The 25986-nt window shown below is 51.6% G+C and carries 24 protein-coding genes; 17 read left to right on the top strand and 7 right to left on the bottom strand.

Features of this window, described 5'->3' with window-relative positions; translation table 11 throughout:
- Positions 1 to 92: 92 nt before the first annotated feature.
- The 4 genes from G477_RS0102655 to G477_RS0102640 are packed head-to-tail and all read left to right on the top strand — an operon-like array spanning position 93 to position 5260.
- Positions 93 to 1736 carry an acyl-CoA mutase large subunit family protein gene (locus G477_RS0102655; RefSeq protein WP_026696623.1) on the top strand — a complete coding sequence of 548 codons (1644 nt, stop codon included), beginning with the start codon at positions 93 to 95 and terminating at the stop codon, positions 1734 to 1736.
- An 11-nt stretch (positions 1737 to 1747) separates the two neighbouring features.
- Positions 1748 to 2569, top strand: a complete 822-nt coding sequence (gene mce, locus G477_RS0102650) for a methylmalonyl-CoA epimerase (protein ID WP_026696622.1) — start codon at positions 1748 to 1750, stop codon at positions 2567 to 2569.
- Positions 2556 to 4103 carry an acyl-CoA carboxylase subunit beta gene (locus G477_RS0102645; protein ID WP_026696621.1) on the top strand — a complete coding sequence of 516 codons (1548 nt, stop codon included), beginning with the start codon at positions 2556 to 2558 and terminating at the stop codon, positions 4101 to 4103. Before mce ends, G477_RS0102645 begins: the two co-directional genes overlap by 14 nt.
- Before the next feature lie 50 nt (positions 4104 to 4153).
- Positions 4154 to 5260, top strand: coding sequence for a M20/M25/M40 family metallo-hydrolase (locus G477_RS0102640; RefSeq protein WP_026696620.1), 1107 nt, complete (start codon positions 4154 to 4156; stop codon positions 5258 to 5260).
- Positions 5261 to 5740: 480 nt separating this feature from the next.
- Here the strand turns inward: G477_RS0102640 and G477_RS18515 are convergent, their stop codons facing one another.
- Complete coding sequence (locus G477_RS18515) at positions 5741 to 5935, bottom strand: hypothetical protein (protein ID WP_035211033.1); 195 nt, start codon at positions 5933 to 5935, stop codon at positions 5741 to 5743.
- A 167-nt stretch (positions 5936 to 6102) separates the two neighbouring features.
- Here G477_RS18515 and G477_RS0102630 point away from each other — a divergent pair, with 167 nt between their 5' ends.
- The 6 genes from G477_RS0102630 (at position 6103) to G477_RS0102600 (ending at position 12763) form a co-directional block, all read left to right on the top strand.
- Positions 6103 to 7275 (top strand): DNA polymerase IV, encoded by a 1173-nt coding sequence (locus G477_RS0102630; RefSeq protein ID WP_026696619.1) that lies wholly within the window; start codon positions 6103 to 6105, stop codon positions 7273 to 7275.
- 65 nt (positions 7276 to 7340) lie between these two features.
- Positions 7341 to 9818: a hypothetical protein gene (locus G477_RS0102625; RefSeq protein WP_026696618.1), complete on the top strand. Its 2478-nt coding sequence runs from the start codon at positions 7341 to 7343 to the stop codon at positions 9816 to 9818.
- Positions 9815 to 10114 carry an EscU/YscU/HrcU family type III secretion system export apparatus switch protein gene (locus G477_RS0102620; RefSeq protein ID WP_415783241.1) on the top strand — a complete coding sequence of 100 codons (300 nt, stop codon included), beginning with the start codon at positions 9815 to 9817 and terminating at the stop codon, positions 10112 to 10114. The genes G477_RS0102625 and G477_RS0102620 overlap by 4 nt, the downstream gene beginning before the upstream one ends.
- Before the next feature lie 65 nt (positions 10115 to 10179).
- Entirely contained in the window at positions 10180 to 10599 is a 420-nt protein-coding gene (fliS, locus tag G477_RS0102615; RefSeq protein ID WP_026696616.1) for a flagellar export chaperone FliS, read from the top strand.
- Between the two features lie 14 nt (positions 10600 to 10613).
- Positions 10614 to 12044, top strand: a complete 1431-nt coding sequence (locus G477_RS0102610) for a flagellin N-terminal helical domain-containing protein (RefSeq protein ID WP_026696615.1) — start codon at positions 10614 to 10616, stop codon at positions 12042 to 12044.
- Positions 12045 to 12322: 278 nt separating this feature from the next.
- A complete protein-coding gene (locus G477_RS0102600; protein WP_026696613.1) occupies positions 12323 to 12763 on the top strand; it encodes a YaaR family protein in 441 nt (146 codons plus the stop codon).
- 493 nt (positions 12764 to 13256) lie between these two features.
- On the opposite strand, the gene G477_RS0102590 is transcribed toward G477_RS0102600, so the two are convergent.
- Positions 13257 to 14480: a DUF4236 domain-containing protein gene (locus G477_RS0102590; protein ID WP_035211031.1), complete on the bottom strand. Its 1224-nt coding sequence runs from the start codon at positions 14478 to 14480 to the stop codon at positions 13257 to 13259.
- A 65-nt stretch (positions 14481 to 14545) separates the two neighbouring features.
- Between G477_RS0102590 and G477_RS0102585 the strand changes: the two genes are divergently transcribed.
- Positions 14546 to 14995 carry an SRPBCC family protein gene (locus tag G477_RS0102585; protein WP_026696610.1) on the top strand — a complete coding sequence of 150 codons (450 nt, stop codon included), beginning with the start codon at positions 14546 to 14548 and terminating at the stop codon, positions 14993 to 14995.
- 251 nt (positions 14996 to 15246) lie between these two features.
- Here the strand turns inward: G477_RS0102585 and G477_RS21100 are convergent, their stop codons facing one another.
- The 5 genes from G477_RS21100 to proC form a co-directional block, all read right to left on the bottom strand.
- On the bottom strand, positions 15247 to 15384 hold the full coding sequence (locus G477_RS21100; protein WP_156897263.1) for a hypothetical protein: 138 nt from the start codon (positions 15382 to 15384) through the stop codon (positions 15247 to 15249).
- A 479-nt stretch (positions 15385 to 15863) separates the two neighbouring features.
- Complete coding sequence (cbpB, locus tag G477_RS18510) at positions 15864 to 16349, bottom strand: cyclic-di-AMP-binding protein CbpB (RefSeq protein ID WP_051287639.1); 486 nt, start codon at positions 16347 to 16349, stop codon at positions 15864 to 15866.
- A 150-nt stretch (positions 16350 to 16499) separates the two neighbouring features.
- A complete protein-coding gene (locus tag G477_RS0102565) occupies positions 16500 to 16805 on the bottom strand; it encodes a MerR family transcriptional regulator (protein ID WP_026696609.1) in 306 nt (101 codons plus the stop codon).
- A gap of 96 nt (positions 16806 to 16901) precedes the next feature.
- A complete protein-coding gene (locus G477_RS0102560) occupies positions 16902 to 17720 on the bottom strand; it encodes an ion transporter (protein ID WP_035211027.1) in 819 nt (272 codons plus the stop codon).
- A 260-nt stretch (positions 17721 to 17980) separates the two neighbouring features.
- Positions 17981 to 18832: a pyrroline-5-carboxylate reductase gene (gene proC, locus G477_RS18505; protein WP_051287627.1), complete on the bottom strand. Its 852-nt coding sequence runs from the start codon at positions 18830 to 18832 to the stop codon at positions 17981 to 17983.
- Positions 18833 to 18987: 155 nt separating this feature from the next.
- Between proC and G477_RS0102550 the strand changes: the two genes are divergently transcribed.
- From G477_RS0102550 to G477_RS0102525, 6 genes are all read left to right on the top strand, one after another.
- A complete protein-coding gene (locus tag G477_RS0102550) occupies positions 18988 to 19770 on the top strand; it encodes an SDR family NAD(P)-dependent oxidoreductase (RefSeq protein ID WP_035211023.1) in 783 nt (260 codons plus the stop codon).
- A gap of 148 nt (positions 19771 to 19918) precedes the next feature.
- On the top strand, positions 19919 to 20386 hold the full coding sequence (locus tag G477_RS0102545) for a low molecular weight protein-tyrosine-phosphatase (protein WP_026696606.1): 468 nt from the start codon (positions 19919 to 19921) through the stop codon (positions 20384 to 20386).
- Positions 20387 to 20448: 62 nt separating this feature from the next.
- Positions 20449 to 21441: a class I SAM-dependent methyltransferase gene (locus tag G477_RS0102540; RefSeq protein ID WP_026696605.1), complete on the top strand. Its 993-nt coding sequence runs from the start codon at positions 20449 to 20451 to the stop codon at positions 21439 to 21441.
- Positions 21442 to 21673: 232 nt separating this feature from the next.
- The gene (locus G477_RS0102535; protein WP_026696604.1) at positions 21674 to 23164 is read left to right on the top strand and encodes a phytoene desaturase family protein; all 1491 of its coding nucleotides are present in this window, start codon (positions 21674 to 21676) and stop codon (positions 23162 to 23164) included.
- Positions 23161 to 24603, top strand: a complete 1443-nt coding sequence (locus G477_RS0102530) for a phytoene desaturase family protein (RefSeq protein WP_026696603.1) — start codon at positions 23161 to 23163, stop codon at positions 24601 to 24603. Before G477_RS0102535 ends, G477_RS0102530 begins: the two co-directional genes overlap by 4 nt.
- 92 nt (positions 24604 to 24695) lie before the next feature.
- Positions 24696 to 25547, top strand: coding sequence for a phytoene/squalene synthase family protein (locus tag G477_RS0102525; protein WP_156897273.1), 852 nt, complete (start codon positions 24696 to 24698; stop codon positions 25545 to 25547).
- Positions 25548 to 25986: the final 439 nt, after the last annotated feature.

Raw genomic sequence — 25986 nt, 5'->3', positions numbered from 1 at the left:
TTTTAACCTCTCCGGTCGTTTATTTCAAGAGGATGGGAACGCTTCCCTGCTTATGGTATAATGAACACACATTCAGATTGGGAGGCATCGTCATGGAGCAGTACAGAGAAGCGTATAAAGCGTGGCAGGAAAAAGTGAAGCAGCAGGCTGCGAAACAACCTGAACGAAAAGACGTATTTCAGACAGGGTCCAGGCTGGAGGTGGAGCCTCTCTATACACCAACCGAATTTGACAGCGCTTACATAAATAAAGTCGGCTTTCCCGGTGAATATCCATACACCCGGGGTATTCGTCATTCCATGTACAGGGGCCGTCTCTGGACTATGCGGCAGTATGCGGGATTCGGCTCAGCTGCAGAGACGAATGAACGGTTCCGCTATCTGCTCGAACAAGGGCAGACAGGCCTCTCTGTCGCTTTTGATCTCCCAACGCAGATCGGCTACGACTCGGACGATATGATGGCGGCGGGTGAAGTAGGAAAAGTAGGGGTTGCCATCGATTCCCTTGAAGACATGGAGATTCTCTTTGATCAGATTTCGCTCAAAGACGTAAGTACATCGATGACGATCAATGCACCAGCTGCTGTGCTGCTCGCGATGTACATTGCTGTGGCGGAAAAGCAGGGCGTGTCCGCAGCGGAAGTAAAGGGGACGATTCAGAACGATATTTTAAAGGAGTATATCGCCAGGGGAACGTATATTTTTCCGCCGAAGCCGTCGATGCGGCTGATTACTGATATATTTGCCTACTGCAGTCAGGAAGCACCTCAGTTCAATACGATCAGCATCAGCGGCTATCATATTCGGGAAGCCGGATCGACAGCCGTTCAGGAGCTGGCGTTTACGCTCTCGAATGCCGCGGCTTACGTGGATGCTGCCGCAGCTGCAGGCATGGATATCGATGCGTTTGCCCCGAGAATCGCGTTCTTTTTTAACGGCCACAATGACTTTTTCGAAGAAATCGCCAAATTCCGTGCAGCACGGAGGATGTGGGCCCGCATTATGCGGGAGCATTATGAAGTGAAGAATCCTAAAAGCGAACAGCTTCGGTTTCATACGCAGGTGGCCGGCTCCACCCTCACCGCCCAGCAGCCGGAAAATAACGTCATCCGCGTAACGCTGCAGGCACTCGCTGCTGTGCTTGGCGGGACACAGAGTCTGCACACAAATGCGAAGGATGAGGCGCTGTCGCTCCCGACAGAGTCGTCGGCACGTATTGCCCTGCGGACGCAGCAGATCATCGCCCATGAAAGTGGGGCAGCAGATACGATTGATCCTCTCGGCGGGTCGTATTTTATCGAAGAACTGACGGATAGGCTCGAATCAGAAGCTGCGAAGTACATGAACCGGATCCAGGATCTGGGGGGAGCGGTCCAGGCCGTGGAAGCCCAGTACATGCAGCAGGAGATCCATCGGGCTGCCTATGAAACCCAGAAGCGGCAGGAAAGTGGAGAGGAAGTCGTGGTCGGGGTCAATGCTTACCGAACAGAAGAGGAAGCTGATCCTGATGTCATGAAGGTAGATGAGGCGTTTGTGTCTTCGCAGATCAACCGTCTGGAACAAATCCGGGAAGAGCGGAATCATGAAGAAGTAAAGCGTCATCTGCAGCGCATCAAGGACGGCGCTGCCGGACAGGAAAATCTCATGTATCCCATTATCGATGCAGTGAAAGCCTACGCTACGGTTGGAGAAATCTGTCATACCCTCCGCAGTGTATTCGGCGAATATTCAGCTTAGGGGGAAAAAGAATGTCAGCTATCAGAGTACTTATTGCCAAACCCGGTCTTGACGGCCATGACCGCGGGGCACTGGTGATCAGCCAGGCACTGCGGGATGCAGGGATGGAAGTCATCTACACGGGTCTGCGGCAGTCACCGGCCCAGATTGTCCGGGCTGCTGTGCAGGAAGATGTGGATGTGATCGGACTGTCGAGCCTGTCCGGAGCACACAATGTTCTGTTCCCGGAAGTGATGAAAGAGCTGGAGAAAGCGGAAGCATCGGATATGCTCGTCATTGGCGGCGGAGTCATCCCGGTGCAGGATATTCAGCGGCTGGAAGAAGAAGGGATTGCTAAAATATTCACACCAGGTACTCCCACGGCGGATATCGTTCATTACATTGAACGAAAAATCGCAGGAGAAACAGTGGTGAAAGAAGCGGCTGCCGTCGATCACATCGGCATTGCAGCGTACTCGATCGAGGAGACAGCTGATTTCTACCGTACCCATTTCGGACTCCGGGTGGAACAAGTCGTTGAAGTGCCGGAACAAGGAGTCCGGGTTGCTTTTCTGCCGGCCGTCAACGTGACGCTCGAAGTGCTCGAGCCGCTTGGTGAGAACAGTCCGGTCCAGCGTTTCCTGGACAAGCGCGGGCCGGGACTGCACCATCTTGCTTTTCAGACGACCGGCATCAAAGACCGGATCCAGGAATTGAAAACCCGCGGTGTGCAGATGCTGGATGAGGAACCGAAACCAGGTGCAAAAGGACACCCGATTGCTTTTCTGCATCCATCTGCTGCTTCGGGAACACTTGTAGAACTGACGGAGGCGGATCAGCATGGACATGTATGATAAGTTAAACGAACTGTATGATAAACGGCGGAAAGTAGAAATGGGAGGCGGCGACGAACGGCGCCGCAGACAGCACGATAAAGGAAAACTGACGGCGAGAGAACGGATTGACCTGCTGCTGGACGAGGGAACGTTCACAGAACTGCAGCCTTTCATCGAACATCGTTTTGATGAACCGGGGATGGAGAAAGGTTCGGCACCCGGGGAGGGAGTTGTCACCGGCTACGGCCTGGTCAACGGCCGTAAAATCTTTTTGTTCGCCCAGGACTTCACGGTTTACGGCGGAGCACTGGGAGAGATGCACGCGAGAAAGATTGCTGCCGTGATGGATCTTGCAGTCAAAAGCAAAGCACCGTTTGTCGGCTTGAACGATTCCGGCGGAGCGAGAATTCAGGAAGGAGTTCTGTCTCTCGATGGGTATGGCAGCGTCTTTTATAGAAACGCTGTCTATTCCGGTGTCATCCCTCAAATTTCTGTCATCCTTGGTCCATGCGCTGGAGGAGCCGTGTATTCGCCGGCTATCACGGATTTCGTCTTTATGGTGGAGAAAACGAGCCAAATGTTTATTACCGGACCGAAAGTCATTGAGACAGTAACCGGTGAAAGCATCACATCAGAAGAGCTCGGCGGAGCTTCGGTACACAGTTCCATCAGTGGCAACGCCCACTTTTCTGCCGCTTCGGAAGAGGAGATCCTGAAGCAGGTCCGGCAGCTCCTTTCTTATCTCCCTGCCCACGTGAATGATCAAGCACCTATGCTTGAACAGGATGCAGAAGATGATTTTCTGCCTGATCTGCTGGATCATATTCCTATGGATCCGTCGCGCCCTTATGATGTCCGCAGGGTCCTGGAGCAGGTCATGGACGAAGGATCCTTCATGGAAGTCCATCAAGGTTTTGCTAAAAGTGCCGTCGTCGGCTTTGCCAGACTCGGTGGGCGCTCGATCGGCATTGTGGCGAATCAGCCGAAAGTGATGGCTGGAGGACTCGACATTAATTCTTCCGATAAAATTGCCCGGTTTATCCGTTTCTGCGACAGCTTTGGAATACCGATCGTCACATTTGAAGATGTAACCGGCTTCCTGCCGGGGGTGCAGCAGGAACACGGCGGCATCATCCGCCACGGAGCGAAAATCCTGTACGCTTACTCCGAGGCAACTGTACCAAAGATCACGGTGATCACGAGAAAAGCATACGGTGGTGCCTATGTAGCGCTGAATAGTAAATCCATCGGGGCAGATCTTGTTTTTGCCTGGCCGAATGCGGAAATAGCTGTTATGGGGCCCCACGGTGCGGCCAATATTATCTTTGCAAAAGAGATTAAGGAAAGCAGCAATCCGGAGAAGACGAGAGCAGAAAAAATTGAGTTGTACAGAGAAAAGTTCGCCAACCCTTACATTGCGGCAGCCAATGGGATGGTCGATGACGTGATTGATCCAAGGGAAACGCGGATTCGGCTGCTGGACAGTCTTCATATGCTGGAAGACAAAGAAGAGACGAGACCGTCCAAAAAACACGGGAATATTCCTTTGTAGCCTCCTGTGGTATAATAGCCCGCGGATACGAAAGACAGGAGGAGAAGCGGATGAATAAAGACAGACTGCTGCAGGAATTTCTGGAGCTCGTGCAGATAGATTCGGAGACGAAGTATGAACGCGGCATCGCCGATGTGCTGACAACGAAATTTGAAAACCTTGGCATGAATGTCGTTGAAGACAATTCTGCAGAAAAAACCGGCCATGGCGCAGGGAATCTCATCTGTACGATGGAAGGAGAGCTGGATGGGCCGGTTATCTATTTCACTTCCCACATGGATACCGTCGTCCCCGGGCTTGACGTCAAGCCGGAAGTGCGTGATGGTGTTGTCTACTCGGACGGGACGACGGTACTCGGTGCAGATGATAAAGCCGGCATTGCAGCGATGCTGGAGGCCGTCCGGACGATTCAGGAAAAAGGCATCAAAACTGGCGGTCTGCAGTTTATTATCACGGCCGGGGAGGAGTCCGGACTGGTAGGAGCAAGGCATCTGGATACTTCGTTGATTCACGCTGCCTATGGGTACGCCCTTGACAGCGATGGGCCCGTTGGTACTTTGATTACTTCAGCGCCGAATCAGTCGAAACTGTATGCCGTTGTGCATGGGAAAAAAGCACATGCCGGTGTTGCACCGGAAAAAGGAATTTCCGCGATAGAAGTTGCATCCAAAGCGATTGCTTCGATGCCGCTTGGTCGGATCGACGAAGAGACAACGGCCAACATCGGGCGGATCGAAGGAGGGTCTCAGACGAACATTGTCTGCGACCGCGTAGAAATGAAAGCAGAGGCACGCTCGCTCGTAAAAGAAAAAATGACGGCTCAGACGGAAGCGATGAGACAAGCACTGGAGCAGGCCGCCTCGGAAGCGGGAACGGACGTGGATATCGATATCCATGTCGTCTATCCAGGGTACAAACAGGCAGAAGAGGATGAGGTAGTTCAAAGAGCGAAGAAAGCTGTCGAGCAGATCGGACGCAGCCCGCAAGTGAAAAGCAGCGGCGGCGGCAGTGACGCGAATATCATCGCCGGTCACGGCATTCCGACCATCAATCTCGGAACAGGCTATGAAGAGATTCATACAACAGAGGAACGGATCTCGATTGAGGAACTGGAGAAATTGGCCCTGCTCGTCGAAGCGATCATGAAAGGCGAATAACGCAACGGAATCATTGCAGCGTCCTGACAGGCGCGGATCATCTTCTCAGCGGGAACACACGAGAGGACATAAAACAAGGCAGGGCCGACTCACATTCTTGGTGAGGCGGCCCTGCCTTGTTGTTCTGGTTCTCATTCACCTGTTGAACAGGCTCAGGAATGCTCAGACGTTTTTCAAATGGCGCACTTAGGATTCTCTTTAAAAAGAAAAACAAAAAGAACCCTTTTCAGTAGGGAAAGGCGGCGACGCCAGAGGGATAAGCGCAGTCCGAACATCCTCCTCGCAAGGCGAGGAGAGTGTAGGGACAGCCCCTTGGCAAGCGTCCGCCTGAAAAGGAAGAAAAGATGCCACGGAATTGAACTTCTACCCCAACATTTATTTTAGACTGTTGTTCTCCCGTACATAACGACGCGTGAGGCCGTCTCCTGGGAAGAGAGACGGCCTCACGTGCTGGCGGCACCGGTTGAAAATAAGCTGTGGTCAGTGAAGCGGTCTCACTTCAGGTCTGCCGAATTCAAGGGATTCGAGAATCAGTTCCTCGGAACACCCCACGTGCTGTGCCAGCTGTGTAATCGTAGGTGAAGGTCTATCATGCTGTGAATATTCACAGACGATGGTCAGCACACGATTCAATACAGTCTCATGGACGTAGCATGTTTCGTGTTCTTCTCTCATCTGCATGACCACCTTTCATTGTTATTAACATTATATCACAGAAGGCCGGAGGGAGATATGACTTTTCTTTATTTACTGACGATTCCGTCTGCTGCATATCCTTCTAGAGATTTGTAGCAGCGGAGATGGTAAAATGAAAGAACATACGTTTGAAAGGAGAGGCTGACATGAGCGGGCGGGTCCTGTTTCACGTTGATATGAACAGTTATTATGCATCTGTAGAAGCGGCAGATGATCCGTCTGTCCGGGGCAGACCCCTCGTGATTGCAGGCAGTGCCAAGAAACGAAAAGGCATTGTCGTTACGGCAAGCTACGAGGCGAGGCGTGCTGGAGTCAAGCCGCCGCAGCCCCTCTGGGAAGCGAAAAAAGCCTGTCCAAACCTGCTCGTTCGTGAACCACGCTTCGACAGATACCGGGAGAAGTCCGAAGCGCTCTTCGATTATTTGCGATCCTGCAGTCCGCTTGTTGAAAAAGTGTCCATCGATGAAGGTTATGTCGATGTAACCGGTCATGAGGCTCCGTATACGCTCGCTGTACAGATGCAGCAGGACATTAAAGAGCAGCTCGGTCTTCCTTGCAGTATCGGTATTGCACCAAATAAATTTCTGGCCAAAATGGCAAGCGACATGAAAAAGCCGGAGGGGATTACGGTTTTAAGACGTCGAGAGCTGCATCTTCATTTATGGCCGCTCGAGATCGAAGAAATGCACGGAGTCGGAGCGAAAACGGGAGAAAAACTGCGCAGTGCCGGGATTGATACTATCGGTCTGCTTGCTCAGACCGAATCGGAAGTATTAAGGCAGCTGCTCGGGAGCAATGGCCTCAAGCTTCATGAAAGAGCAAATGGAAAAGATGACCGGCCCGTAGATCCGGATGCCGCCGATGAGTTTAAATCCATTGGTCATTCAAGAACCCTTCCGGAAGATGCCGTCAGCTGGCAGGATGTAGCGGAAACGATGCACTATATGGCTGGACTGGTAGAGGACAGGTGCCGGAAGAAAAACGTCTATGCTGAAGGGATACAATTAACAATCCGCTACCGGTCCTTTCAAACGATACAACGATCAAAACGGCTGCAGAAACCGTTGAGGGAGCAGTCCGCTCTATTTGAGGCAGCGAAGGAGCTGTGGGAAGAGGCGTGGTCAGGTGAGCCGGTCAGACTCGTCGGCATTACTGCCATCGATCCCGTCGAACAGGGGACTGCCTACGAGCAGCTCAACTTATTTGACTGGGAGAAAGATGCAGAAAAATGGAAGACAGATGCGCTCATCCAGCGTATCAATGAGGACTATGGCCGTGGTTCGCTGCAGAAGGGACGTTATTTCCGCGGCAGGGATTAAGAATGCCTGAGGTGATGCCGATATAATAGCCATCTAGATTTTGATCGTAAAGGAGTCTGTCCGCCATGGATATTCAACAGCCGCAGACACAAAACGCTGCAAGAGGAGCCGGGGAGCAGGCCGGCCGTCCACGAGAAGGAGAAACTGTGCGCGTGCAGGTTTCGGAACGCCTGTCGGACCAGGAAGCGAAAGTGAAAATCCGGGGGCAGGAGACGCGTGTCCGTTTTGAAGGAGGGGTCCCCTCCAGTGACAGCGCCAGAGTGGAAGTAAAAGGATCAAAGGAAGGAACGCTGCACGTCCGTGAAGTACAGGGGGATCGTTCGGGCAGTGGCAGATCCGGTGCGGAAGAGGCGAGAAGAAGTCAGGCCGAAGTGCAGCGCGAACTCCGCCGTCTCGGGATTGAACAGCCATCCAGAGAAACCGTCCGTGCAGCAAGAGCCTTTATGGACCGCGGGGTAAGAATGGACGAGAGAACAGCAGCGGACCTCCAGCGGTACATGGAGCGTGGACCTGGGACTGTTCGGGAACGCATGCAGACGGTGCAGCAGGCAGCAGACAGACAGCTCCAGCCGTCTCAGGCTCAGCTGCAGAGCATGCACCGCGCCGTCCACGGTGAAAGTACAGCAGACAGGATCCAGCAGACCGCATCTGGAGGAAGCCGTGACAGCTACGCGGAAGCTGTCCGTATGATCGAGCAGGTCCGTGCAGATCAGCAGCGGGGCAGACCTGCGGAAGCTTCCATCCAGCAGGCCCGGGACATGATCAGCAGACAGCCGGCTGAAAGTCAGGAAAGGCTGATGCGGGAGCTGCAGACCGTCCAGGCAGCTGCAGGAAGGCAGACAGCATCCGGACAGACGATTCAGCAGGCAGCCTCGATGCTGCGGACGGCGATGGAACAGGGCAATGGACTTAGGCAGGCCGTTCAAGGGATACAGGAATCAAGCCGGCAGTCCACCCCGGAAATACAGCGCACAGTGAATGATCACCTCCGGCAGATGCTGCAGGCACAGGCGCAGGGAGGCAGACAGCAGGCGCTTCCTGTTATCGACCGTCTGGAACAATCACTCCGAAGCACTGCATCCGGCTCTCCGGAGACGTCAGTACAAGGACGTCCGGCCGGGGGACAGCAGACAGGCAGCTCCTTGGTCCAGCAGTGGCAGCAGTCTGTCCAGCTTCAGCCGGACCTGAGACAAAGTCTGGATCAAATCCGGCAGGAACTTCCGAATCAGCCGGCTCCGGTCCGAGAAGTGATGGAACAGCGCCTGCCGGTCATCGAGCAGCAGCTTGACCAGGGCAGAGAGCTGCAGGCGCGCAGGGAAACAGCATCCGCGCTGGAACAGGTACGCCCACTTATGAATACACAGCAGCAGGCAGAAAACACGTCGAGAGCAGCGGCTGCTGCAGAGGTGAAAGAAGCACTTGGATCCTCCGCCAGACAGGTCTTGATCACGGAAGTGACAGAACGCCTGGCACGGGCCACGGATACCTTCCGTGAATTTCAGCGTTCGACCGTACAGCAGCTGAGCAGAATGGACCAGCTGCTGCAGCAGTCACGCACGCAGCAGCAGACGCAGGTGCAGATCCGTCCGATGCTGGAGAACACGATTCAGCAGCTGGATCGGGCAGTTTCCAAAAGCGACTGGCTTCTCTACGCTGATATGAAGCAGGAGCGTCAGCTGCTCGGAGCAGGGACAAGGCTCGGTGAGGCACGGGACATGCTGCAGCAGGGTCGGACGTCTGAAGCCCAGCAGATCGTAAGAGAGGTAGCAAGAACGCTTGACCAGATGCAGTATCGTCCTTCCCACCAGCGTATTCAGCATATGTCGATGGAGCAGAACCGTGTGGAAGACGCCCGGCCGCAGCAGCAGATCCAGCGGCAGTATGATGCGGCAGCCAGAATGCTGACGCATAATGACCATTCCGGCAGGCAGGTCATGGAAGGAATGCGGATGCTCGGTATGACCCGGGAAGCAGATCTGGCTCAGATGCTCGCACAGGGGAAGCAGATCAGCGAACAGCAGCAGCGCGATGTCCGCTCGATGCTGATGCAGTTCTCCCGCGGTGGAGACGATGAAAGCCGGCAGCAGGCCCAGCAGACCGTGCAGCAGATGAACGGCGGGCAGCTCCAGCAGCGTCAGGATCCTGCCCAGCAGATGCAGTTCCAGCTGCCGATGCAGCTCCGGGGGGAGAATGAAGAACTGAAAGTATACATGCAGAATAAAGGAAAGCAGGGAGGCATGGACTGGGAGAACATGAACCTGTTCTTCCACATCGATACGCCCTCGCTCGGCCCGCTCGGCATTGCGCTGCAGGCTTCGGAAAGAAACTTGTCCATCCAGCTGAAAAATGATACGGATGGATTTGAAGATATGGTCCTGCCATTAACCGGGAAATACATGGAGGCGCTGGAACAGGCCGGCTACCGCGTGCAGAACATCGATGCCGGTGCCTATACATCCGAGGTGGAAGACGTGGTTGAAACAGCTGCTCCCGAACCAGTCCGGGCTATCATGACGGAGAAAGGATTTGATTATAAAGTATGATCATACAACGCCGGTACGATCAGGTGAAAAAACGCGAGATGAACGGTCCTTCTGCTGCGGTTATCCAGTATGACGAGAGCCGAGGCGGATCACCACAGGTGACAGCTTCGGGCAGCGGCTATGTGGCTCAGCGGATCAAGGAGCTGGCGGACGAACATGATATCCCGATGGAAGAAGATCATTTTCTGCTGAGCAGCCTGCTTGAACTCGATCTCGGAGAGGATGTGCCGCCGCAGTTGTATGCGGTGATCGCAGAAATTCTGCTGCTGATTGAAGAAATTGAATATCATCGTTAACTTCAGCCGCGGTATGCCGATATAAGAAACAGGAAGTAAACGTGAATACAAGGGAGAGAGCGGGTATGATTTCATCTCAGGCATTACATCAAAAATCGCCGCAGGAAATCACAGCACTGCTTTATGAAGCGCTGCTGGATAAACTGAACACAGCAAAAACAGCGATAGCCGACCGTGACTACATAGAAGCCAATCAGTCGATTCAGCGTTCGGTGGACATCCTGCAGCGGCTTGGGGCAGGCATTAACTACGAGAGCGGAGGCATTATTGCCGAGCAGCTCGACGCGCTGTACAGCTACGCAGTGGATACGCTGATTCAAGCGAATTACGACAAGAGTGCGGAAAAAATAGAAGCTGTAGAAGAAGTGCTGGCCCCGGTGGCAGCATCCTGGCGGGAAGCGCTCAAAGAAGAAGCAGCGCCGAAAAAAGCGAGGCAGCACCAGCGTGTATCTGCTTATGAACAGCAGATGATGTTTGAACAATAACAGGGGGGACCAACATGAAAATCAATAATAACATTCAGGCGCTCAATGCCTACCGAAACCTGTTCCAAAATCAGGAAGCGACGTCCAAAAACCTTGAAAAGCTCTCCTCCGGACTCCGGATCAACCGGGCTGCGGATGATGCTGCAGGACTGGCCATTTCAGAGAAGATGCGCTCGCAGATCCGCGGTCTCGAAATGGCAGAACGAAATGCGATGGACGGCATTTCTCTCATGCAGACGTCAGAGGGAGCTCTCGAGGAAGTGCATCAGATGCTGCAGCGGATGCGGGAACTTTCCGTGCAGGCAGCCAATGACACGAATACCGGTGAGGACCGAGATCAGCTGCAGAAGGAAATCAATCAGCTTGTAGAAGAAATTGATGAAATTTCGGATAAGACCGAATTCAATACGCGCAAACTGCTGGATGGCAGCAGCGCGGTACTGACCACACTGGAAGGAAACACGTCAGAGACCGGTATGACGCAGAGTCCGAAACCGATGGATGCCTCCTATGCAACCGGACAGTATCAGCTGGATGTTGACGGAGTGGAAGAGGTTGTTCGGGTTACGCAGACGAATGCAGGATTTTCTAATGCTGATGAAGAGGAAGGCGGATTTAGTCTTGCTGATGATGAGAATTTGCCATTCGGAGAATATTCCGTCATTGTCCGTAACTTTGAAGAACGAGAGGACGATGATAATCCGGTTGCCGATGTAGAGGTGCTCGATCCGAACGGCAGAAGCCTCGGGGAGAAGAGTGTCGAAATAGGCGGTGATACTGGACCAGAAAATGACGGCATGGAAAGTGTTGGTGGGTTCACTTTTAACACTGAGAGCATCTCCAGCAGCGGAACGGCGAAAGTGAGCATCGAAGCCCGCGCGGAACTCACGATGAATGAAATCGATGAAGACGGCGATCCAACAAAAATCCGTGCCTCCGAAACGCTCACGTCCAATAACGGTGTGTTCCGCTATGCGGGTATCGAATATAGCTATGATAGTAATATGCTGGCCAATGAAGATCTAGTTTCAGATACTTTCAACCTGACCAACAATGCGCTTGCTTTTCAGATCGGACCGAATGCCAACCAGGGAGTCAACATCGACATCCCGGAGATGACGTCGGTGGAACTCGGCGTGGATGAAATAGATGTGAGCTCCAACGAGGCGGCCAACGAAGCCATTTTCAGTATTGATCAGGCGATCAATCAGCTTTCGGATGCACGCGCGAAGCTGGGTGCTGTGCAGAATCGCATGGAACACACGATCAACAACCTGCAGGTGACAATAGAAAACCTGACGAGCTCGGAATCCCGGATCCGCGATGCAGATATGGCAAAAGAAATGACGGAATTTACTAGAAACAATATTTTGAACCAGTCTGCTACTGCGATGCTCGCCCAGGCGAATCAGCTGCCACAAGGCGTCCTGCAGCTGCTGCAGTAAGAACGAACCGAAGCGTCTCTACAACGTAGAGGCGCTTTTCGCATGAAATGGTAAGGAAGAGTTCTCAACCGGGAAACGGCGGTTCGATCCGCGGCACGGAGAGAACGAAAAGCCTCTTCCTTCCGAACCTGAGCCGCACGCCGTGCTCAGCAAAAAAAGCATCCGCACAAGCAATGATCAATGCAGCCGAAAGAGGTGCAACCTTTTCGGCGAAGCATGCCCAGAGATGGACGTAAAATGGTATACTGGGTGAAACGGACGAACAGGAGGGACAGACAGTGGAAGTTAACAAGGTGGGACGCTCCTCGATGCAGCGGACGAATGCCAAACAGGGGACTGGCACAGAAGCCAAGGTGACCTTTCAGGAAATCATGAAGCAGGGGCGGAATGGTGCACAGTACGAGAAGCTTGGACAGCTGCTGAAAAAAATTGAAGACGAAGGAAAAAACTTAGCAGAATCTCGTACCGTAGACCAGCTGCGTACATACAAAAAACTGGTACAGGAGTTTATGGATGATGCCGTCAAGCTCGGGTTGAATCTGGAGGAGAATAAAGGATTTAACCGGCGCGGAAAAACGAAAGTGTATAAAATCGTTAAAGAAGTCGACTCGAAGCTGATCGATTTGACAAACGCAGTGCTTGATGAGCAGAAAAAGGGGATAGATGTGCTGAAGATGACCGGGGAGATTCAGGGTCTGCTCGTAAATATGTACGCCTAGTAAACAGAAAACCAGATGCATCTGCCTGCAAAGTGCCTTTTAAAAAAAAGCTCTTTTATTGTTTATTGTTTATTGTTTATTGTTTATTGTTGATAATGACAGAAAACTCCGCTGCAGCTCGGCAGGCTTGCCGTGGAGGAAATCTCCAGCTTCCTCGGTCTTACGCCCTGCGGGATCTTCCGATCTCCTTCTTCCACAGGCGTCCGCCGGTCTTCGCTCCGTCCTTCTGAAAGAAAAGAAAGTTTTATGAAGCGGAGCAAGCCCAGGCTATTTTTCGAGACGCCTGCGGATAAAGAAAGCGTGACGATCCTCCCGGACGTAAGGGAGGGAGAGCGGAAGGATGTCTCCGCGGCAAGCGAAGAAAAAAGAGCCGCAGGCGTACTTTTGTTATAACAACACTAGGCTTTAACAAAGCCTAGAAAAAAGCGATCGGAAATGGACCTCAGCAAAAGATGCCGTCTCCAGCCGCTGGAGACGGCATTCGTTTTTACTGCTACTTTTCCGGCACCGAATTAATAACATCTTCCGGACGCAGCGGTGTTATCTCTTTTAGTACATAGGTTTTTGTCGCATTCGTGACGGCATCGAAGTGTTCCAGAGCATCGAAAGGATGCAGGTGCTCCAGGACCAGCTCCTGCAGCGCTTCCCGCGTGATATGCGCGCTGTATACATAAACATCTTCTGCCTGTCCGGTTGTACTATCCCTGCTTTCATAACAGCCGGAGAGAAGCAGTGACTGCAGCGTGGGTGCATACGCAAAAAAGAAACCGGCCGTATACAGGGCACTGCCGCCGATCAATCTCGCATAGTGATCCCGCTGATCGCGCTGGGTTTTCGATTCGATTTTCAGTTTACCGGATTTCATGACTTCTGCCTCTTCCTCCGGGACCTTCTCTGGGGGTGGGAGATGAATATCGCAGGCGATCACCTGTGGATCCATCACCGTAAAGTCCAGATCCGTAGGAAGTGGAAAATCCAGCTCATCGAGGGCATTGGACAGCCACGATTCCATGGCTTTTTTGTTTCCTTGATACACGTCAGATACCAACTTCTGCCTCTCACGGATTTCCTCTTCAACTAGGATGGCTTCCTCGTATTCCTCCTTGTATGCTTCCTGTGCTTCTTCAACAACAGGTGCTTTCCACTGCTCGTAAAATGGAGGAATCATATGGAGTACTTTTTGCAGCAATCCTCTTTCCGCGCGCGCTTCTTCAAGAAAACGCTTTTCAACCTCCGCTTCCCGGGGAATAGGTAGAGGAGTCGGGAGTCGATCTTCCAGCGCTGCCTCAGAAAAGCTGTTCAAATGAAGGTGAAGCAGTCGTTCTGTCCGCTGATTAATGGCCGCTGCGGCCTTTTCCCTTTCCTGGCGGAGGAGCTCTTTATGACTGCGGCGCAGCGCTGTCTGATCTTTTTCAGGGAGCACGTCATCGTCAGGTCCCCGAAACACCATATCCTGCTTTGTGTCATCCCAGTCCAGGGTGATTCGTGCCGGTGCGCCGGCGCGGTTTTGGTTACGAGCACCGCGTGGCCCGGAAGTGGAGAGCTTCTTTCGGTAGGACAAACCGGTCCCCGGCGCACCAACGTTACCGTAGACCCCACGCCGGCCGACGGAGACGGAGGCGCCCCTTGGACCGAAGGATGTACTTACGCCGCGCTTGCTGAGGTTCAACCGCATTCCCGGTGCCAGCTTGACTCTTTTTTGAAAACGAAATGCCACATCAATCCCTCCTGTCTTTTGTATTAATCATATAAAAGATGGAGGTCAAAAGAAAGGGTGAGACGATGTTTCATGGAGAATTTTACTATAAGACAGAACTGCCGCACAGCCTGGACGAGGTATGGAACTTTTTTCAGTCTAATGAGAATTTAGCTGCGATTACCACCTTTCCGAAGATTCGTATTTTGGGAGATACAGATGTGTTTGAGGGATCCCGGGTACATTTGGAGATGAATTTTCTGCTTTTCCGTCTCCATTGGAAAGGAGTTATTACGAAGAAAGTAGACAAGGCGTATTTTATGGATGAAGGGGTGCAGCTGCCGTTCCCATTTCAATCATGGGAACATGTTCATGCCTTCAAAGAAGAGGATGGCCGAACGGTGATGATCGACCGGGTCCGATTCTCAGCTTGGGTCCCGGCTCCATTCGTATCCCTGATGCTGAGAGGAATGTTTTCCGACCGAAAACGTCATCTCGTCCGACTGCTGGACGAGCGTAGAGAGCCGTTAGTATAGAGGTATTCTCCGGATGGAAAGTCCGGTTTGACCTTGCGCTCTTTGCAAGTGGCTGGGCAGCATCTGTCTCTATCAAGTAAAAAACGCTTTCGATGATCCGAAATGGATCGTCGAAAGCGTTTTGTTTCTAAATAGCGATCATGAACCTGTTTCGTCACAGTAAACTTAGTCACGTTCACTGCCAATGAGTGCAAGCCCTGTTACCGTGGCTCTGCCTCTCATCGACATGCTGGTAAAACGCAAATGCTCCTTCAATAATCCAAGGCTCCAGTTTCTGCTTCTGAATCAATGGTCTTTCCTCGATTCATCTGGATCGGAATGGAACAAACATTGGCGTCATCGTTCCTCGACATCAGGGTGATCTCGGAATCGATGCCGTTTACCGTCACGTAAAGAGCCCCTCTTTACTTTGCAGGAAAAAATAAGAAGTCTCAGCAGGATCAAGGCGGCACCGTCCGCCTTCCAGAGCAAAAATCTAGATCGTGCGTTCTATACAGCGGGCGGGTTGTGAAAAAAGAGCCACCCGCGGGAAAAGCAATAGCTGAAGATGTCCCGTTGATGTTCTTCCGACGGTCAGCTGTAGCCTTGCCCGAGAGAGGAAAGTCATTGGAAGGACCAACCCTTTGGGTACAGAAAGCCCTCACCAAAGACGAGGTAAGGGCTTCTTTCTATTCTGGTTTTGTGTCGGTTTGTTGTTTAAAGCAGGGACATGTTTCGATGTTAAAGCCGCGGGCGCAGAACGAAGAAACGTTTTCCCGTGAAGTGTCTGCGGTACACACCGTTCCGTCGGGCGTTTTGATAGAGCCGCGTAAGGTGACAGGACTGACTGCCTCCGCTGGGCTTGAATGAAACAAGGGGGAGCAGTTGTTTATCTGCCCGTTTGATGCTGCTTTTTCTCCGGCGGCGGCATTTTCTTCCTGAGGTCATGGAGAAAGCCATTCAGATGAGCGAGAATTTTGCTGCGCGGAATAATGCCTTTAAAGCTTCCCTCATCATCCTCTACACAGACGAAGGGATACTGAATCGACTGTGTCATCACTTTTTCAAACGGTGCCTGGTAGTTCACCGACGTATAATCTTTTTCCATTATTTCTTCCACGAGCCAGCTGTGCAGCTTCTCTGGTTCGATTCTTTCGATGCCAAGAATGCGATCGAGAATCTGGGCTTTACTGATGATGCCCTGGAGTTCATTACTCATGTTGAGTACCGGTATTGCAGTGTATCCTGACTTGACGAGTACCAGCAGCGCATGTTCCAGAGAATTGTCCGGCTGCACATGAGCAACTTCCTCCGAGGGTACGATAAATAAATCAATGGATCCACTTAATACATCATGTTCTTCGATGTTCTGCATACACATGCACACTCTCTATTTGTTATTGAAAGCTGCCCGGGGCATTCTTCCAATCTTAATAGTAGAGTCATCCCGGACAGTTGTCAACGAGATTCAACCCGCTCATCTCTTCTGCAGACTTGATGACAGAAAGCAGTCCGGCTGCAGCTGTTATTTACGCATCTTAAATGCAGCATTCAGCTGACCGCGGAGCATTTTGTTACGGACATCGGATTTTTTGAGCTCTTCTTTCCGGATCTCAAACGTCTGCATGCCGTCTTCCATCTTGTTAGCGATGTCGACAAGTTTCTCGACATCTGCAAAGGAGTACTTTCTAGTTCCTCCTTTACTGCGGTCTGGAAATATCAGTCTTCGTTCTTCATAATAGCGGATCTGTCGTTCGGATAAACCTGTTAGCTCACTGGCGATTCCAATTCCGATCACCTTTTTTTGTTTATAGGAGCCTGGTTCACTCAAAGGAATCCCCATCCTTCCCGGTTGATTTCTCAATAATGTACACTATATCACGATGAAATCAGCGGGGGGGTAAAAATGGGAGATAATCTGACAATTTCATTTTTTCTCTTTTTCGGCATAGAGAAAATCCTTCAGTTCCCGTATTTCAGATCGAAGTTCACGCAGTTCTCTCTGGGTTTCCTCTTCCGGACTTTCGCTGTCATCGGCCTTCTCCACGTTGTTGACGATGACACCGATAAAAAGATTAAATACGACAAAGGTACCTACCAGCACGAAGGCGACGAAATACATCCACGACCACCAGAGCTCTTCCATAATCGGCCTCATCACCTGGGAAGCCCACGATTCCAGTGTTACGACCTGAAAGAGGGTCAAAAGGGACAATTCCAGCGTTCCGAAATACTCGGGAGCGGTTTCCTGGAAAAGCATCGTGCCGATGACGCCGAAGATGTAAAAGATGATCCCCATCAGCAGCAGAATATTGCCAAGAGAAGGTATTGTGAGAAGCAGTGCGTCAACCAGTCTTCTCAAAGAAGGAATGACAGAGACGGCTCTGAATACCCGGAGTACCCGCAGAATACGCAGGACGGTAACGAAATGAGCTCCGGCGAAAATATGACCCGCAGCGACGATGAGAAAGTCAAACCAGTTCCATCCGCTGCTGAAAAAATCTTTCCAGCTTTTTTCAGCAGCAAAACGCATCGCGATCTCTACGGTGAAAATCCAGAGCAGCACGCGGTCAATCGTCAGGAAAAGGCCCTGATTGTTTTCATACACACCGGGATAGGTTTCAATACCTACCACGGCGGCGTTGAACATGATAACGGCCAATATGATCCAGGTGAACCAATTCGACTGGACGATCTTCCGCAGACGCGATTTCCAGACAGGTTCGTTTCGTGTCGAGGTCGGCATGTTGTTTTCCACCAATCTTATGTATTCATTGTTCACACTGCCTGTCCATTTTACTAGACTTGCCGGTCAGGTTGCCACTTCTTTATATGCCCGCCCCCAGGTCTGAGATGAACGACGAGAGCATAGAGAAGATCCCGTCAGATGTTTCTGACGGGATCTCTGACTGTTGAATCGCATGTCTCCGTGTATTGGGGCGACCGCTGCTTGCTGCAACGGCCGCGGCATGACAGGTACTGACGTGAAGCAGGACGCTTCATTCGTCAGGTGGTCCTCTTCAAGCTCTCTCCCTGCATGCTTGTTTCTGCTGCTGCGCCCGGCGTGATGCCGGAGCGGCCGAGTTCCTGGGAACGTTCGTGCGCACGAGCAATACAGGAGATCAGTGCTTCCTGCACGTGTTCTTCCTGAAGAACATGGAAACCGGCTTCGGTAGTACCGCCGGGACTCATGATCTGTTCATACAGTTCCTTCGGCGTCGTTTCTTCCTCCTGCACACGGCGGCTGGCCCCGATCAGCGTCTGAGCGACAAGCTTGCGGCCGATTTCTTCAGGAATACCGATGTTGGCGGCTGCCATTTCCATGGATTCCATCAAGTAGTATATATAGGCAGGTCCTGTACCCGTCAGAGCGGTTGCTGCATCCATGAGACTTTCTTCAAGAACAGCCGTTTCGCCGGCCTCTTCAAAAAGGGCGAGGACCTGCTTCTGCTGATCCTCCGTAATGTCTTTATCAAATGCGAGCGATGTCATGGATGCACGTACGGCGGCAGATGTATTCGGCATAGCCCGGACGATGTGTGCCTGCGGTACGGCGTGCTTCATGGACTCAATCGTGACACCTGCCATGACGGAAATGACAAGGGTTCCAGGCTTTACGACAGAGATGTATCGTCCAGCTGCTTCTTCCCAATCCTTTGGTTTGCAGGAGAGAATGATCACATCTGCTTCGGCTGCGCGGCTGGTTGAACGGCTGGTCGATACGTCGAAGCGTTCCTGCATCTGCTGAAGCCTCTCATCATTGCTGTGGTTCGTTACGGTTATGTGGTGGCTGCCCTGATGCCAGGCGCCGATCAACGCCTGCGCCATCGACCCGGCACCGATGATAAATAGGTTCATGGGGATACTCCTTTGCCTCTATGTTGATTCCAACGTTCATGAGAGAGAAAATCTGATAAAATGAAAAGTAGCTTCATTATCGTCTGTTCCTGTCGCAATGTCAACCTTGACAGGACAAGTATCCATATCGAATAGACAAAGAAGGGGAGTCTTTGATGAATACGAACGTGCTGATTACAGGAGGATCGAGTGGCATCGGGGCCTCGCTGGCGCTCGAGCTTGCAGAGAACGGGTACCATCCGATCATCTGCGGAAGAAGCGAAGAAAAATTGATACGCACGCAGAAGCTGATCTACCATCGATGCGGCGTATTAATAGAAGCTTTTCAATTTTCTGTAGACCGGCTGGATGAACTCCCCGGATTTTACAAGGAAGTGGAGCGGAAAGCAGGTCCAGTTGATGTCGTCATTAATAATGCCGGAGCGGCTGTGTTTGATGCCGTCGTGGATATCACCACCGAGGACGCCGAGCAGATGATGCAGCTGAACGTGCTTGCGCCGGTTATTCTCAGCAGAGAAGCAGCTAATTCGATGATACGGAGAGGGGCGGAAGGGCAAATTTTATTTACCGGATCTCTCGCAGGAAAAATCGCAACCCCCAAATCGAGTGTGTATGCGGCAAGTAAACATGCTCTCCAGGGATTTGTTCAAGCCTTCAGAATGGAAATGACGTCTCACGGTATTCATGTCGGTATCGTGAATCCAGGTCCTGTCGATACGCCGTTCTTTGAAGGGGCAGATCAAGACGGCAGCTATGCGGCAGAAGTATCGAACTTGATGCGGCGCCCGGAGGAAGTGGCGGTGCTGTTTCGAAAAATGATAGCAGGACGTGTACGGGAAATAAGCATCCCGTGGTGGATGGGAGCAGCAGCAAGAATTTATCAGGCTGCCCCGGTACTCGTTGAGAGGCTTGGCAGTAGGTATTTTCATAAGAAATAATACCAGAACACATGAGGCATCCAAGTCGGGTCGCAGCCTGATCTACCATTCATGATCAGGGTCTTTTTCAGTCAGGCGCTGACAGACAGCAAGGGAAAAAGCACGCTTGAGGAAGGGTTCTATTCTATTTTGAAAGGGTGGTGCTTAAATGAAAATCGTATTCGTCTGTCTCGGGAATATTTGCCGATCACCGATGGCAGAGGCAGTATTTCGCCAATGGCTGGAAGCAGCTCAGTTGACCGGGGTTACCGTGGATTCTGCAGGCACAGGAAATTGGCATGAAGGAAGTGAGCCTCATGAGGGCACCCTTCATCTGCTGGAGCAGGAAGGAATCGACGCTTCGGGGATGGAGGCACGGATCCTGTCACAGAAAGATTTCCAGTCAGACTACCTGATCGCCATGGATGCGGAAACGGCCGGCACGCTGCACAGCTTAAAAGGGAGCGGGACCGGCGGGGCAGCTGTGTTCCGTCTGCTTGATTTCGCCGACTCTGAGGAGGAAGATGTGCCGGATCCCTATTTCACGGGTGATTTTGAGGAGACCTACAAGCTGATCCTGCAGGGCTGCAGCGGGTTGTTTCACGAATTGTTCCCGGATGCTTCCGAACGTGTTTAACCTCCGTCAGATCAGGGAACTCTTTACTAAAAGATGACAATTTAGTGAAGCGGGTGAGATGAGTGAGTGAACTTCAACGAGTACTCCAGGCAAGAAACTGGATGAAAACGAACGAAAACTTTTTAAAAACATGGCATGCCCATGTCGGCTATAAGCTGGATTTGTTTGATTCTTTTAAGCGCCCGTCCAGAGTGGACAAAGTAGCAGCATCCAGAGAGTTTTCCCCTGAACTGCTTCAACGCTGGATCGATGTCGGTATCCAGGTCGGTCACATGAAAGAGGGACGAGGCGGCCGATATCGAGCCAAGAAAAGGCTGATCAAATATGCCTCCAAAAGCAGCGCAGAATCCGTCGGTATTCTGCTACGAGAAATGATGGAGCTGCACATTCCAACGCTCTTACAATACCCGAGCCTGTTGGAAGAGGACCAGCGTCTGACCTATCTGACCGACAAGTTTGCTGATATTGTTGCCGAAACGTCTACGCTGCTGGAAAAAGCTGCAGTGCACCCTATTCTGAAGTGGGTAAAAAAAGAAAAGCCGGCGAGCGTGATCGATTTGGGCTGCGGCCTCGGCGGATACTTAAAGAGCATTCACGACAAATACCCAAAGACCGAGCTGATTGGTGTCGAACTCAGCAGTGAAGTTGCCGCGAAGGCGCAGCAGCGGGCTGGAGATAAAATTGATATTCGTCAGGGAGATATTAATGAATTTCTCGACACATTCGATGGGCGTACGGACATGATTATGGCTCACAACCTGCTTTACTATTTTACCCGGGAAGAACGTCAGCGGCTTTACAAACGCTTTTCTAATGCGCTGTCTTCCAGAGGCAGTGTTACGATTATCTGTCCGCTCGTGAAAGCGAAATACGGAGCTGCGTTCACCACGGCGTTCAATACATTCATGACTGCTCACGAGAACCTACATCCGCTTCCTTCTATTGAAGAGATCGATACTGACGCAGGGCGTGCCGGATTCAAAGTTGAAGATGTGAAACCGTTGATCCGGGAGGGCGGCTGGTACTTGGTGACGTTGAAAAAGACCGGTCAGTAAGGATGCCTCTGCCGGAGGACAGCCCCTTCTTTTCTCGTCTCGGTACTTTGGCCCGGACATTCGGGACAGACAGCCCTGCTGCCAGTGAGAGAGAGCGGCTCAATGAAGAATTGAGCCGCTCTCTTTTTTATTACATAGAAGAAGTATATAATATTTGTATATTGGTTGTTTAAATCAATTCGGGCTCGGGAATGTATAAAAATATAACTATCACGGAAGCAGGTGCACGAAAATGACACAAGTGACGATTATTGGTGCCGGTCCAGGAGGGCTCGCCTCCGCAGTAGTTCTCGCCGGAGCAGGGTACGAGGTAGAGGTCCTGGAAAAACAGCCGTATGTCGGAGGAAGAACCTCTTCGTTTACGATGGATGGGTTCACGTTCGACTTGGGGCCGACGTTTTTCAGTATGCCGCAGATACTGGAAGAGGTTTTTGAGAGTTCCGGACTCAAGATGGAGGATTACGTTGAACTAATCCGGCTGGATCCGATGTACTCTCTCCGCTTTAACGGCCGTAATATCCGAGCAAGTTCCGATGAGCAGAAAATGTTTGAAGAAACGGAACGTCATTTTCCAGGCTCGGGTGCTTCCTACCAGCGGTTTATGCAGGATACAAGGAAAAAACTCGGGATATTAACCCCGATGCTTAAACATCCTCATGCATCTCTGCTTGATTACGTCAGGCTCAGAAGTTTGAGAGCGGTACCGGAACTTGAACTCGGGCGCTCGCTTTATGATGTCTTATCCTCTTATTTTGAGGAAGAAGAGTTGAAACTCTCCTTTACGTTTCAATCCAAATACTTAGGTATGTCCCCGTGGGACTGCCCTGGGGCTTTCACCATTTTGTCCTTTATGGAGCATGAATACGGCATCTACCACCCGAAAGGCGGAATGAATCAGCTGACCAAGGGGCTTGCCCGGGCAGCGGAAGATCTCGGAGCAGTTATTAAAACCGGATGCGGTGTGGCTAAAATTCATACAGAAAACGGGAAAATCGCTTCTCTTGTTCTGGAAGACGGTTCACGGCGCAGACCGGATCACACTGTCATGAACGCAGATTTTGCCCATGGAATCAGCACCTTGATCGATGACAGCAGCAGAAAAAAATACAAGGACGATCGTCTGGCGAAGAAATCCTATTCGCTTTCCACCTTTATGATCTACCTCGGAATAGAAGGCAGCGTGGATCTAGATCATCATACCGTTTTCTTTGCTGATGATTATAAAACGAATGTTGAAGATATCTCTAAACGGGGGGTATTATCAGAAGATCCTTCTGTGTACATTCAAAATGCTTCGCTGACGGATGAATCACTTGCGCCCGAGGGAGACAGCGCGCTGTATATTCTGGCGCCTGTTCCGAATAATCTGAGCGGAATCAACTGGGCTGAAGAAACGGAAGCTTTTCGCGATCTTGTCCTGCGGCAGGTAGAAACGAAAGCCGGTATAACGGACCTGCGCTCCCGGATTAAAACGGAAAGAGTCCTGACCCCGCAAGGCTGGGAAGAAGATATACACATTTACAAAGGCGCGACTTTCAACCTAACGCATCATTTAAGTCAAATGATGTATTACCGGCCGCACAATCAATTCGAAGATGTTGAAGGACTGTGGCTGACCGGAGGAGGCACGCATCCAGGCAGCGGCCTGCCGACAATTTTTGAATCTGCGAAAATCACAGCAGGACTGATACGAAAACAGGATGGGAAGCAGGTGGCTACATGAAAACAGTCGTTGCAGGTGCCGGTATCGGCGGAATGGTCTCGGCTCTTTATGAACAGCAGCGGGGAGCAGAAGTGACCGTTATCGAAGCTCAGGAGCGGCCCGGCGGCAGATTATCCAGCCGCTCGGAGCACGGCTTCAAGATTGATGCCGGTCCGACCGTCGTGCTTCTCCCGGAGATGATTCAAAGTGTCCTGGGAGATTTAGGACTGCAGGACCGTGTGGACATGATCCGTGTAGATCCGCTCTACCCCGTCCATTTTGCGGACGGCACGACATTGATGAAATGGAGTGACCCTGTAAAGCAGCGGGAAGAGATTGAACGATTTGCTCCAGGGGAATCGATTGGTTTTGACTTATACATGAAAGACATGCGGGAGAGGTTTCACGCGGGGAAACCGGCCTTTCTCGATAACTCGTTTCATCAGAAATCGACGTTCTGGACAAAGAGCAATGTCCAGACGCTCATGAAGCTGAAAGCGTATGCTTCGGTATATCGTCAGGCTGCTTCCTACTTTCAAAATGAGAAGCTGCGTCAAGCTTTCTCGCTGCAGACGCTGTATATCGGCGGAAGCCCGGACCGGACCCCGGCGATTTATTCCCTTGTTCCTTTCAGTGAACACGAGCATGGCATCTGGTATGTAAAAGGGGGGTTCGCTGCACTGGGTGAGATGCTTGCGGAGGCGATGGAGGAACGTGGAATCACCCTCAAGCTGAACACACGTGTGCATGAGGTGGAACAGCAGAACGGGAGAGCAACAGCACTGAGAACAACGGGAGGCCGCTTTGCCGCAGACCGTGTGATCGTCAATGGTGACTTCCCGATGATCGAAAAAACGGTGCAGAAGCCGAGACGATCCTACGAACCTTCTTCCGGCTGTCTCTTGATCTATCTCGGGTTGAAAGAACTGCCTGAAACGAGAGCCCCGCACAACTTCTTTCTCGGCGCTGATCATGCAGGTCACATGGATGCCGTTTTTCAGCAGCGGGCGTTCGTTGAGAAGCCTTCTTTCTATTTTTTCCTTCCGTCCATGATGGATGAAACGCTGGCTCCTCCGGGAAAAGCGTCCGGATATATTCTCATTCCGGTTCCGCCTGCTTCCGCCGATACGGAAGAAGCTTTTTATGCCTATGCTGACCGGATCAGAGAAGAGATTTTCTCAAGGATTCATCCGGATTTTGCTTCATTGATTGAATGGGAGGAGTGGAAGACTCCACACGATGCAGAAAGAGAAGGGATGTTTGACGGAGGGAGCTTCGGCATTGCCCCCGTATTCCGTCAGTCCGGGGTATTCCGCCCGCAGCTGAAACCCTTCCGCCTCTCCAACGTCTATGCTGTCGGTGCATCCGTTCATCCCGGCGGAGGCGTTCCGATCGTGATGCAGGGTGCCAGACTGCTTTCAAGATTAATTTTGGAAGAAGAGGTGAAGGCATGGGCATAAATCAGGAAAGACTAAACCATATCACCCTTTATTCTGGTATGATGGAAGAAAGAAAAACTGCCCGGATTCACAGAGGCAGAGAGGGGGATCCGATGCTGCTGGATGATGCGTATGATCACTGCAGACAAGTCATTGAATATCACTCGAAAACGTTCGCCAAAGCATTCCAGCACCTGCCGAAGAAAAAGAAACAGGCTGTATGGGCTGTCTATGCCTTCTGCAGAACAGCAGACGACGTCGTAGATGAAGGAGATGGAACGGATCAGGGACTGCTTGCTTTTCAGAACGAATTCGATGCTTTTGTTTCTGGAGATATAGACAGATCCAACCCACTCTGGAGAGCGATGGAAGACACATTCCAGCATTTCTCCTTCGACTTGAAACCTTTCTATGACATGATCGAAGGGCAGAAAATGGATTTATACGGCAGGCAATATGAAACCGTGGAGGATGTTCTCGATTATTCCTACCATGTTGCAAGCACTGTCGGACTTATGCTGCTGCCTATTCTCGCTCCAAAGAAAAAAGAAGAGCTGCATGACAGCGCCGTGAAGCTCGGTTATGCCATGCAGATAACGAATATACTTCGTGATGTAGGCGAAGACAGCACGCTGGGAAGGAATTATCTGCCGGATGAGCTGATGCAGAAGCATGGGTATACGGAGAGCATGCTGCTCACCGGGGAAGTAAATGATCAGTTTGTCGCACTCTGGGAAGAGATGGCTGCCATGGCGGAGCACTATTACGAAGAGGGTCTTGCACTTATCCATTATTATCCCCTTCAATCACGGATGCCTGTACAGGCAGCCGCCTACTTTTACAGAGGCATTCTCGGTGCAGCAAGAAAGAATGGGTACGATGTCTTCAGTGAACGAGCCGTCGTATCGCAGCAGGAAAAAAAACAAATTATCGAAGAACTTTCTTCCACAGCATCTCAACAATAGAGGTGCTGTGTGTTTCTGCGTTCTGTTTTAGCGGAGCCGTGCATATGGAAGACCCCGGATGCTTTCCTGCATCCGGGGTCTTCGTGGTGTGCCCGGCATGTCTGACAGCTTGGTGGTGAAAGTCCACTACGGGCTTGGTAATGGGAACCGTTAGCGAATGGCAAGGGTGTCCGGGGTGACCCGGAATCTGAAGGAAGCCGGACGCAAACACACGCGGCAACGAACAGGAACAGGATACAAGGCTGAACAGGGATGGATGAGTTTGCCACACAAGACGAAATCCGACATTACCCGAGTCCCGTTTAGTAAATCCTGTGCCGACGGGTGGAAAGCGGTCAGACTTACCCGGGGAGGTCTTGTCAGGGTTCTGAAAAGGGAGGAATTCCTACAAGGAACAACGGTACCAGTGATGGTACCGTGAATGACAAGAAGTCAGCCG

The organism is Alkalicoccus chagannorensis DSM 18086 (assembly GCF_000429725.1).
Classification (GTDB): Bacteria; Bacillota; Bacilli; order Bacillales; family Salisediminibacteriaceae; genus Alkalicoccus; species Alkalicoccus chagannorensis.
Note: the sequence above shows the minus strand (reverse complement) of the source record. Positions and strands in the feature narration are given on the sequence as shown.

Bases quoted from the DNA above. Each gene is read 5' to 3' on its own strand.
- G477_RS0102655 (WP_026696623.1), top strand. From the start codon at position 93: ATGGAGCAGTACAGAGAAGCGTATAAAGCGTGGCAGGAAAAAGTGAAG.
- mce (WP_026696622.1), top strand. From the start codon at position 1,748: ATGTCAGCTATCAGAGTACTTATTGCCAAACCCGGTCTTGACGGCCAT.
- G477_RS0102645 (WP_026696621.1), top strand. From the start codon at position 2,556: ATGGACATGTATGATAAGTTAAACGAACTGTATGATAAACGGCGGAAA.
- G477_RS0102640 (WP_026696620.1), top strand. From the start codon at position 4,154: ATGAATAAAGACAGACTGCTGCAGGAATTTCTGGAGCTCGTGCAGATA.
- G477_RS18515 (WP_035211033.1), bottom strand. From the start codon at position 5,935: ATGAGAGAAGAACACGAAACATGCTACGTCCATGAGACTGTATTGAAT.
- G477_RS0102630 (WP_026696619.1), top strand. From the start codon at position 6,103: ATGAGCGGGCGGGTCCTGTTTCACGTTGATATGAACAGTTATTATGCA.
- G477_RS0102625 (WP_026696618.1), top strand. From the start codon at position 7,341: ATGGATATTCAACAGCCGCAGACACAAAACGCTGCAAGAGGAGCCGGG.
- G477_RS0102620 (WP_415783241.1), top strand. From the start codon at position 9,815: ATGATCATACAACGCCGGTACGATCAGGTGAAAAAACGCGAGATGAAC.
- fliS (WP_026696616.1), top strand. From the start codon at position 10,180: ATGATTTCATCTCAGGCATTACATCAAAAATCGCCGCAGGAAATCACA.
- G477_RS0102610 (WP_026696615.1), top strand. From the start codon at position 10,614: ATGAAAATCAATAATAACATTCAGGCGCTCAATGCCTACCGAAACCTG.
- G477_RS0102585 (WP_026696610.1), top strand. From the start codon at position 14,546: ATGTTTCATGGAGAATTTTACTATAAGACAGAACTGCCGCACAGCCTG.
- cbpB (WP_051287639.1), bottom strand. From the start codon at position 16,349: ATGCAGAACATCGAAGAACATGATGTATTAAGTGGATCCATTGATTTA.
- G477_RS0102560 (WP_035211027.1), bottom strand. From the start codon at position 17,720: ATGCCGACCTCGACACGAAACGAACCTGTCTGGAAATCGCGTCTGCGG.
- proC (WP_051287627.1), bottom strand. From the start codon at position 18,832: ATGAACCTATTTATCATCGGTGCCGGGTCGATGGCGCAGGCGTTGATC.
- G477_RS0102550 (WP_035211023.1), top strand. From the start codon at position 18,988: ATGAATACGAACGTGCTGATTACAGGAGGATCGAGTGGCATCGGGGCC.
- G477_RS0102545 (WP_026696606.1), top strand. From the start codon at position 19,919: ATGAAAATCGTATTCGTCTGTCTCGGGAATATTTGCCGATCACCGATG.
- G477_RS0102535 (WP_026696604.1), top strand. From the start codon at position 21,674: ATGACACAAGTGACGATTATTGGTGCCGGTCCAGGAGGGCTCGCCTCC.
- G477_RS0102530 (WP_026696603.1), top strand. From the start codon at position 23,161: ATGAAAACAGTCGTTGCAGGTGCCGGTATCGGCGGAATGGTCTCGGCT.
- G477_RS0102525 (WP_156897273.1), top strand. From the start codon at position 24,696: ATGCTGCTGGATGATGCGTATGATCACTGCAGACAAGTCATTGAATAT.